Origin of the sequence: Thalassospira sp. UBA4513 (assembly GCF_002388495.1) — a bacterium.
Lineage (GTDB): Bacteria > Pseudomonadota > Alphaproteobacteria > Rhodospirillales > Thalassospiraceae > Thalassospira > Thalassospira tepidiphila.
Genome location: NZ_DGMR01000042.1, coordinates 1 through 6841, shown reverse-complemented (window position 1 = coordinate 6841; position 6841 = coordinate 1). Strand labels below are relative to the sequence as shown.

Annotated in this window: 5 protein-coding genes and 1 pseudogene; 2 read left to right on the top strand and 4 right to left on the bottom strand. The window is 54.4% G+C overall.

The features are described 5' to 3' along the window. The 3 genes and pseudogenes from B2T33_RS20140 to B2T33_RS20130 form a co-directional block, all read right to left on the bottom strand. A pseudogene (locus B2T33_RS20140) lies at window positions 1–272 on the bottom strand (ABC transporter permease); the annotation flags it as partial. Window positions 273–290: 18 nt separating this feature from the next. Beyond that, window positions 291–1076, bottom strand: coding sequence for an ABC transporter ATP-binding protein (locus B2T33_RS20135; protein ID WP_197145333.1), 786 nt, complete (start codon window positions 1074–1076; stop codon window positions 291–293). A gap of 98 nt (window positions 1077–1174) precedes the next feature. After that, window positions 1175–2197 (bottom strand): ABC transporter substrate-binding protein, encoded by a 1023-nt coding sequence (locus tag B2T33_RS20130; RefSeq protein ID WP_197145332.1) that lies wholly within the window; start codon window positions 2195–2197, stop codon window positions 1175–1177. Window positions 2198–2480: 283 nt separating this feature from the next. Here B2T33_RS20130 and B2T33_RS20125 point away from each other — a divergent pair, with 283 nt between their 5' ends. Both B2T33_RS20125 and B2T33_RS20120 read left to right on the top strand, forming a co-directional pair. Further along, window positions 2481–3194 carry an ATP12 family chaperone protein gene (locus B2T33_RS20125; protein WP_252723936.1) on the top strand — a complete coding sequence of 238 codons (714 nt, stop codon included), beginning with the start codon at window positions 2481–2483 and terminating at the stop codon, window positions 3192–3194. Between the two features lie 307 nt (window positions 3195–3501). Then, on the top strand, window positions 3502–5673 hold the full coding sequence (locus B2T33_RS20120; RefSeq protein WP_197145330.1) for a diguanylate cyclase domain-containing protein: 2172 nt from the start codon (window positions 3502–3504) through the stop codon (window positions 5671–5673). 25 nt (window positions 5674–5698) lie between these two features. Here B2T33_RS20120 and B2T33_RS20115 read toward each other — a convergent pair whose 3' ends face one another. Continuing rightward, window positions 5699–6583: an ABC transporter ATP-binding protein gene (locus B2T33_RS20115; RefSeq protein WP_286793039.1), complete on the bottom strand. Its 885-nt coding sequence runs from the start codon at window positions 6581–6583 to the stop codon at window positions 5699–5701. Window positions 6584–6841 lie beyond the last annotated feature (258 nt).

Below are 6841 nucleotides of genomic sequence, written 5' to 3'. Positions count from 1 at the left end.
TCATAGATCGCCCGGCTTGATCCGACCAGCGCACCCAGCACAACCCCGAACACCACGGCAATGGCAAAGCCCGCCAGTGTCGTATAAAGCGTGTGATAGGCATGCATCCAGATCGCTTCATGGAACTGCCAGCCGACAATAATGCTTTCAGACGGGGTCGGCAGGACATAAGGCGGAATGTTGAAAATCCGTACAATCAATTCCCACAGCACAAAAAGCCCGATGGCGCTTAGCCACGGCGTTGCTTTGCGAAGGTTCAATTTCTTTTTCATGACTTTTCCCGCCCTTCCTTATGCTTCTCGCACGTCACGAATGTGACTGCGCAATTCGTGGACAAGATCGGTGAAAGGCTGGGTAAAGGTGGTTTCCTGATCGCGGGGGCGGGGCAGGGTGTTTTTGCGCTCCACAAGGATTTTACCCGGGCGTTTGGACATCACATAGATGGTATCGGCAAGATAGGCCGCCTCACGCAAATCATGGGTGACCAGAATAACCGTGAACGGCTTGATCATCCAAAGGTTCTGCAAGATGTCCCAAAGCTCTTCACGGGTGAAGGCATCAAGCGCACCAAACGGTTCATCCAGCATCAAAAGGTCCGGCTCATGGATCAATGACCGGCACAGCGATGCACGCTGCTGCATGCCCCCCGACAATTCCCACGGATATTTGTCTTCGTGGCCTTCAAGTCCGACGGTCGCCAGAAGCTTGCGTGCGCGTTCTTCATATTCCGCGCGATGTTTGCGCAGGCGATTGCGGTGCGGCTTGACGATTTCCATCGGCAACAGAACGTTATCAAGGGTCGTGCGCCACGGCAAAAGGGTCGGGTTCTGAAACGCCATGCCAACAATCTTGAGCGGCCCTGAAACTTCCTTGCCATCGACAATGACATTGCCCTCCGAGGGCGGCATCAGGCCGGAAACCAGTTTCAGCAAGGATGACTTGCCACACCCCGATGGGCCGACAACGGCGATAAATTCACCCTTGTCGATCTTCATGTTGGTGGTTTCAAGCGCCAGTTCATCGCCTTCGCTATAGCGAAGTTTGACGTCGTTGAGTTCGACGAAGCTTTTGGACACTGCAGTTATTCCCCCTGCTTGGCCTGTTCGTATTCTTGTTTCTCTGTCATGGAAAACGGGGCAGTCAGAAAATCCGACTGCCCCGCTTCATAAGGTGATTATTTCAGCATGCGGTCTTCAGCAGACGGCATGAATTCGTCGGTATAGATGTCATCAACAGACGGCTTGTTTTCAAACCCGAATGCCAGGGCAACCTGATCGATGGCCTTGGCCATACGGTCGGCTTTGACAAGGCCCATGCCTTCTTCAAGGGTTGCTGGGGTGACGACGTTTTCATCAATCGCCATCTGCAGGCGCTGCAGCTCAAGATCCGGGTTGATCAGCGGATCAACTTCCTTAAGGGCATCAATTGCAGATTGCGGATCGGCAATTGCCGCCGCCCAGCCTTTGACCACACCACGCAGGAAGCCTTTAACTTCTTCCGGGTGGTTTTCCATCATGTCCGGCGATGCCAGGATGCCGTTGCCATAGAAGTCCATGCCAAAGTCTTTATACATGAAGACGGTCAGGTCATCCTTGGCAACACCCTGCGCCTGCAGGTTCAGGATCGAGGTGAAATAGTGACCGGAAATCGCATCCACATCGCCACGCACCAGCATCGGCTCACGCAGCGGCGGATCCATGCTTTCCCAGGTCACAGCGTCAAGGTCGAGACCGGTGGCCGATGCAAATGCCGGATAAAGCTTGCGCGATGCGTCAAAGACCGGTGCGCCAAGGGTTTTGCCAACCAGATCTTCCGGCTTGGTAATGCCGGAACTTTTCAGCATGAACAGCGCAAATGGCGGGCGATCATACACCATGAAGATCGACTTCATGGCGCGATCCGGGTTGGATGCGTTGAATTCCACCAGCGAGTTGATGTCAGCAAGCGAAAGGTCATAAGCGCCGCTGGCAACACGGGTGATCGCACCGACCGAACCGTTGCCCGAGTCAATCGTGACATCAAGGCCTTCTTCTTCGAAATAGCCGTTCTTCTTGGCCAGAAGATACGGTGCCGCCGGACCTTCATATTTCCAGTCGAGCGAGAATTTTATCGCCATATCTGCAAGGGCCGCATGCGCGCCAAACGCAACAGCCGCCCCGATAGCAGCCCCCAAAAGTCTGTTCGTAAACGTGGTCATGTCTAAAGAAGCCTCCTGAATGCGGATCGATGAAACAATCCAGCCACCTGATAAATCCAATGCGCACTTAGCAATGGTCATGCCATGTCGCCTGTGCGCCCGCTTTGTCGCGGTTTTGTAACCTTCGCCCAGCAGAGTAAGGGTGTTTATTATTTGGTCAATGGGGCAATTTGATCAAAAATTATACAGAAATTCTTGATAATCGCTCAATTGGCGCTCTTTATCTGGCAAATTATGTGGCAAATCACTTGCGCAATCCGCTGCTTTTGGGCATATGGCGGTCATGCTTACACAATCGATCAAACGTTTCTATAAAAAGGCCGATGCCAGCGCCGATGAAACCGGGGCCGGCTGGCGCGTGCTTCTTGATGGTCGTGCGGTGAAAACCCCGGCCAAGGCGGACTTTGTGCTGCCATCCGAAGTACTTGCGCGTGAAATCGCGGCGGAATGGGACGCACAGGGCGAAAAAGTCCAGCCTTCCACCATGCCGATCATGCAGCTTGCCGCGACCGCGATTGACCGGGTGCGGCCCAACCGCGATGCGGTGATTGCTGAGCTGACCGGCTATGGCCGATCGGATTTGCTGTGCTATCGCGCATCCTTCCCCGAAGACCTGATCGAACGTCAGGCCAAGACATGGCAGCCGCTTCTCGATTGGTCAAAAGACCATCTGGGGGTGGTGCTAACGGTCACCGAAGGTGTGATGCCGATCACCCAGGAAGACCATGCATTGCTGCGCTTGCAGGATCATGTCGAAGGTTTTGACGACTATTACCTGACAGCCCTGCACAGTCTGACGACGATTTCAGGTTCCGTGATCATTGGTCTTGCCGTGATGAACCGCAAGCTTGACACCACAACCGCGTTTGAAGCCTCGATCCTTGACGAAGGCTACGCGATGGAAAAGTGGGGCGACGATGCCGAGGCCATCGCCCGTCTCGACCGTCACCGGGCAGAGTTTTTGGCCGCCGGACGTTATCTGGAGTTGCTGGGCTAACCCGCAACTGGCCGCGCAAACGCCATGACCCATACAAAGGAGCAGGTAACTGCTCCTTTTTTTATGCCTGTTTCCTGTGCATGCCGGAGCCCTGTTTATCGGTGTTCTACTTTTGAAGGGATTGTCGATACGGGGCTTCAGTTCAATAAGTTAGCTCGATCGGGGAAACGATTTCACGTCTTCGCTGCAGAATCTGCTTTGCATCAATTTTCAATAGGTATAAATAAATACCTATACATTGGTATCGTTTATTTTGGTTTCCTGAAGGAGACGCCAGTACGGCGACGGGATGAATTTGTCGGTAAACTTGACCAAACAGACAGGAACTGACGCTTGCGCTGCCGGTGCGGCGCCGGTTCTCTATGAGTTTTTCCGCAAGACCCCGTCACGGAACTATTTCGGCGCAGGCGTTTTTGAACTGCTTGGCTACGACCCGGCCGATAGCGACTTTGATCGCACACAGGGTTGGGCATCCTTGCTTCATCCCGATGATGTCGCGCTGTTCGCGCAGCACCGAAATCAACAGGCCACAAATGATGCCAACCAGCGGCTAACCTTCCGTTTGCGCCATAAAGATGGCAATTGGATCACGGTCGAAGATTGCGCGACGATCCACGAATTGGCCAGTGGCGATGTTGTGACGTCGGGATGCTTGACGCGCCTTGGTCCGACGCAAACGCTCTGTTCATCGGATGGCACCAGTCACACGCTGCAAAAAGGCGGCAATCTGCACAAGCGCCTTCTTAACTCCCTTGCCGAGGGGGTGGTTGTGCATGACGCCGCCGGTACAGTGGTGGAGTTCAATAATACTGCGCTTGAGATTCTTGGTCTCACGGGCGACGAACTTTGCCGAAAGACCGTGCCCGAAACGCCGTGCACCTTTGTGCGCGAAGATGGTGTGCCGCTGACCCGTGATGAGCTTCCCGGCAAAAGGGTCCTTGCAACCGGTGACCGCGAATATGGCGTTGTGTTGGGGGTCAATCGCCCCAATGGCGAATTTGCCTGGATCCGGGTTAACGCAGAACCCCTGCATAATGAACAGACCGGCACCTTTGACGGCGTGATCGTTTCATTCGCCGATATTAACGATGTCAAACAGGCCGAAGTCGCCTTCCGCGAACGTGAACTGCTGTATCGCCAGATGTTTAGCAACACAACTGCGATCAACATTCTGGTCGATCCGGCAGATGGCCAGATTGTTGATGCCAGCCGCGCAGCAGAAGAACTTTATGGTTTTGCCGATGGCGGTCTTGTTGGTCGGACGATCCCGGACCTTGATGTTGATGGCGCACCGTCCATGCACAGGCATGTCAGTGCGGTTCTCGAACATGGCGCGTTGTCATTTGTCGTTCAACATCGCCTGGGGAATGGCGAAATCCGCAAGATGCAGGTGCATGCCGGCCTGATAGAGCTGCATGAACGCAAATACATTCACACCACCAATGTCGATATTACCGAGCGCGAACATTACGAACGCATGCTCAAGGATGCCAACCGCAAACTGGCCGAGGAACGCCAGCGTCTTGATGAAATCATCTGGGGCACCAGTGCGGGCACATGGGAATGGAACGTTCAGACCGGCGAAACCCGGTTTAACGAACGCTGGGCCGAAATCATTGGTTACACGCTCGACGAACTTGGTCCCGTAAGCATCGACACATGGTTGGCATATTGCCATCCCGAAGACCTCGAAAAGTCCGACGCTGCGTTGCAAAGCACCTTCCGGGGGGAAACCGATCACTATCAGTGCGAATGCCGGATGCGTCACAAGGATGGCAGCTGGGTATGGGTTCTTGATCGCGGCAAGGTCGTGGAATGGGATGCGGATGGCAATCCGCTGCGCATGTCGGGCACCCATGCCGATATCACGCCGACCAAGGCGGTCGAAGCCGAAATTCGCAGGCTTGCCCAGACCGATCAACTGACCGGTCTATCCAATCGCTATCAGTTCAATTCAATGCTGTCGCAGATCATTCAGATCAACCGGCGCTTTGAAAAAAGTATCGTTTTGCTGCTGCTCGATCTTGATCGCTTCAAGAAAGTCAATGACACGTTTGGCCATCCGGTCGGGGACAAGCTTCTGGTCGAAGTCGCCGAAATCATCAAACGCAATTGCCGCGAAGCCGATGTCGTCGCCCGTCTTGGCGGCGATGAGTTCGCCGTGGTCCTGCCATTGATGGATGATGTCCGCGATGCCGCCATTCCGGCCCAACGGATTATCGAGGAAGTGTCACGTCCCCTGATCATTGATGGCAACGAAGTCCATGTTGGCATCAGTATCGGCATCTCGACCTGTGCCGATCATAACGGAACGCCGGACTCAATCTATCGCGATGCCGACAAGGCGCTTTATCGCGCCAAGAATTGCGGGCGTAACCGTTTTTGCTTCTATGTCGAAGGCGGCTGCAACGAATGCGGTGCCCTTGATCGGGAACTGTGCGGCCGATACGCCCTGAACCCGCAAAGTCAGGACTGCTAGGTAAGATTGGCGGTCGTTCTCAGGCCTACTGCATCCACTTCGCGATCATCTTGTGTTGCACGGCTGCTTGTGCCGCCACCCGGTAATAGGACAGCAATTCACGCATCGGCGATGACATCCGGTCAAAGCCTGAAATGAAGGCGACGATGATACCGACCGATGTCTGGCCTTGGATCACAAGGTAACCACCGACAAACAGCACGCAAATAGGTGCCAGCGCATTCAAAAGATTGATCAGCGACTTCATGCCGAACTTCAAAACGAAAAGCTGCATGCGGTTGTCAAACAATGCAGTGATGCCTTTATTGATCGGGCGAAGCTGTTCGTCGTCATCCTTGTCGGTCGACATTTCCGAAAGTTCGTCACTGACATCGCGCATCTTCTCAACGCGGGCTTCAATAAGCGCATTGATGCGTTTCTGAATGACCGGGACAAGGGCGACCTGCGGGATCAGGGCGATCACGCCAATAAGTCCAATCATCGGCTCGACACTGATCATATAGCCAAGGCCAAAGATCAGCATCCCGCTATTGACCACCGGCTGTGACAGGCCATCACCGACAAACCCGCCAAGCTTTTCGATCTCGGACCCGATGATCGAAACCGCACGCCCGTTGCTTTCATCCTGGCTGCCGGCCTCGTTATGGGCATGCAGGCGCGTTAAGTGCTTGCGGTTATACTGGATCGCACTTTCACTCAGCCACCCTTCGTAAATCCGAAGCACGAACTTGATCCCGCCATGGACAATAATCAGGCCGAGATAAAGGGCGGCCAGAGTGATCAAAAGATCAAAGTTCTGTGGTGTGATGGCGTTATCGACAATCCGGCGTTGCAGCTCGATCGGTGCAATGCCAAGGGCGGCGACCAGCACCGCAAGGCTGCACACCACAACCTGATGCCAACCACTCATGCGCCAGACATACCCCCATAGGGACGAAGCAGGTCGGTCGTCGCCGGTTTTTTCCGGATTGCGCGGGCTGAATTTAAACATGGGCTCAATCGATTGTGGTGACGAAGGCGATAAAGGTATGCTTGGTGTACGTGTTCTGGGTGCCCCGGATCAGGGGCGGATACAGTGTGCACCATAATGCCAACGTCTTGCGCATCAAAATGATCCAGCGGCGGGGACGGGCGGCCATGCTGCTCTAGATGTGAGCTTTCAACAGGT